Origin of the sequence: Methylophaga sp. UBA1464 (assembly GCF_002325665.1) — a bacterium.
Classification (GTDB): Bacteria; Pseudomonadota; Gammaproteobacteria; order Nitrosococcales; family Methylophagaceae; genus Methylophaga.
In genome coordinates this window covers 287-3,328 of sequence record NZ_DCSO01000041.1, presented here as the reverse complement: position 1 = coordinate 3,328, position 3,042 = coordinate 287, and the positions used below count along the sequence as shown (strand labels likewise).

General features: G+C 48.0%; 2 protein-coding genes. One reads left to right on the top strand and one right to left on the bottom strand.

Features of this window, described 5'->3' with window-relative positions:
* A partial coding sequence (locus tag B3O33_RS04055; RefSeq protein WP_292363010.1) for a TonB-dependent siderophore receptor occupies positions 1–2,122 on the bottom strand: 2,122 nt, incomplete at its 3' end.
* A 397-nt stretch (positions 2,123–2,519) separates the two neighbouring features.
* Between B3O33_RS04055 and bfr the strand changes: the two genes are divergently transcribed.
* Positions 2,520–2,999: a bacterioferritin gene (gene bfr / locus B3O33_RS04050; protein WP_292361359.1), complete on the top strand. Its 480-nt coding sequence runs from the start codon at positions 2,520–2,522 to the stop codon at positions 2,997–2,999.
* Positions 3,000–3,042 lie beyond the last annotated feature (43 nt).

Sequence of the window (3,042 nt, the reverse complement as noted above, 5' to 3'; positions counted from 1 at the left end):
TATTTAGCCCGCCAATACGCTCGTAATATTTGCGATCTGTCAGGTTATTCACGGCAAGTGTAAGGCTGGTTTTCTGAGTGATGTCATATCCCAGCTGGGCGTTAAAAACAGCGTAACCGGTGCCTTCTCTTAGGCCTTTTTCGCCTGTTCCGATGACCGCTGAGTTTGCCGTCATACCAGCACTTGCGCGCCAGGGTGTACCGGCAAACCGATAGGTCCCGTAGAGCTTGAGCGAGTGCCGCGGCTCAAACAGCGAGAAACGTTCACCTTCCCTAAGGCGGTCAACCTCGTAGCTGCTCGTTATGTAGGCATAACCAGCCATCAGTTGCAGATTAGCTGTCGGACTGCCACTGATCTCTACTTCGGCACCTTTTACTTCGACTTCACCAGCAGAAAGGAAGAATCCGGGATTATCAAGATCGTTAAACGAGCGATTAACATCGCGGGTCCGGAATACCGATGCACCAAACTGTAGCTTGCCATCATTGAATTCGCCTTTGATACCGACTTCAATCTGCCTACCCTCGCGAGGGTCCAGATTTCTGCCACTGACCGCTTGCTGCGTTTGTGGCATAAAGATATCAGCGTAACTGCTATACAAGGCAAGGTGCTGGTTTATGCGATAGACCACACCAGCATAAGGCGTGAAGATATTACGTTCACGTGACCTTTCATCCCATGATGTGGAAGGGGAAGGTGAAACATTTCGGCTACGGTATGTGTAATTGCTAAATCGGCCGCCAAGCACCACAGTTAACGGGTCAGTCAATGAAAATCTGAGCTGACTGTACATACCGTTTTGGGTCGTTTCATACCCAAAACCTCCGACATAGGGCTTAATGCTGTTTTTGGGTACCAGATCTGCACGTCCGAACGGAACGTTGGCAATGGAAGAGTTCGCCCCGGAAAGTCTTTCTTCACTTAAACGTTCATAATTAAATCCAACAGTCGCTGCATGCTGCCTGCCAAGTAATGAGAATGGACCGGTGCCATAGACATCAAACGATTCACGTGTGGACTCGTAATCCCAACCTCTGCGTAAATAATTGCCAATTAGTCCAGTCGCGGGATCGACACCGCCGGTGGGGAAAGCATCATTTAAGCGCCAATCCCGCGAAGCATGTCCAACCAGTGCTTTTAGTTGCCATCCGTTATCCAGATGATGGGCTGCCTCAAATCCTATGGTGGTATTTCTCGTTTCATTGCGCGCCCATGACGGCATAGTTGTGGTTGATCGAGATGTATCAATCAGTGTTCCGTCGGTATAGGCAGGCAGCCCCATAAACGGATTGGTTTTATCGTCTTGAGATGCCACATAAAATGAGAAACTAGTGGATGAGGTCAGATCGTAATCAAGTGTGCCGTATACAAAGTTCTTACGACTCTTTGCGTCATCATAATAGAACTCGCGATCCTGCAAGGTGGCAACGAACCGTCCCCGCAGACTTCCGTCATCGTTTAATGGGGTGCCAGCGTCGAACTCGGCCCGGTTATTCGACCACGAACCATGAGTCAGCGCCAGAGATCCCTGTGTCTCACCAGGCGCACGCTTGCGAACGAAGTTAACTGTTCCGCCTGGCTGTCCAGATCCCTGAAACAAACCCGCCGGCCCACGCAACACCTCTATCCGATCAAACATTGCTACATCATATTGCTGGGTGGCGTTTAGACCGCCAAAAGCCGGTACACCATCATAGCTGGGTTCCAGAAAATAACCGCGTGAACGAATCTGGTAAGTCGCACCATCCCAAGGGGTTACGGTAACACCGGTGACCTGAGCCAATGCATCTTCCACCCGGACTATATTTTGATCTTCTATACGTTGGCGCGTGATCACACTGACTGAATTGGGGATTTCCATCACCGGCACGGCAGCTTTCCCCCCTATAGTCAAAACCGGTGATACATAACTGCCGCTTCCTTCAGTGGTAGCATCAGCCCAGCCCCTGACCGTGATCGAAGGTAATGTTTCGTCACTCTGAGGATCTGCTTTCACGCTGCTTTCAGCACTCGCATTAAACGACCAGCTTAACGCGAGACTGGCTAAGAAAAGTCGATGTAGCCGGAATTTTGAAGGCATTAAGACAGCTAACTCATTGGAAATCAGAGTTTGTTTTTTCATTTCAGTTCAGTTCTCAAAGATCGAAAATAAGATGCAAGGTGTTCAGAGACGCCGCTTCATTGCAGAATTTGGTTAAAACACTAATAGCTATGATACATCATATCTATTTCTTGTCACTACAATGCTTAATCTTTCTGCTGATTTTGCGGGAGTCTTACAGGCACGGCATTGTTTTTACAGCCTGAGCATTATTGCCGGAAACTGTGTCAGAGAAGACACTATAAGGAAGTTTTAGTGTGACCATTGCTCCTTCTCAGATCTAGACAATTACGGGTTACGCATGCCGCCAGAATGTCCTAAATATCGGCAAAAACAGTGACAACCAGTCGCAGATAATGCAAGCTTATTACTCTTAACACGCTCTGAAGCCCCAGAGAGCAACAAAAGGAAAACGCTTATGAAAGGCAGCCAAAAAGTTATCGATTTGCTCAACAAGCTACTTGCCGGTGAGCTGACCGCAATGGATCAATACTTCATCCACTCCAGAATGTACGAAGATTGGGGCCTGACAAGATTATACAACCGCATTGCCCATGAAATGCAGGATGAAACCGAACATGCCGATCAAATGATTAAACGCATTCTGTTTCTGGAAGGCATGCCCGACCTGGCACATCGCGAACCGCTACGTGTAGGTCATACCGTACCGGAAATGCTGCAAAACGATCTGGATCTGGAATACGCTGTGGTCAAAAATCTGCGTGAGGGTATCGCGCTCTGCGAAGCAGAAGAAGATTACGAAACTCGCCAAATGCTACTTAAACAACTTGAAGATACCGAACTGGATCACACTCACTGGCTCGAACAACAGCTAGGCTTGATTGATAAAATGGGTTTAAGAAATTATCAACAAGCCATGACGTTGGCTGAAGCTTAAAGATTTCATTGATGACCGAATGGTAGGTTGGGTTGAATGCAAT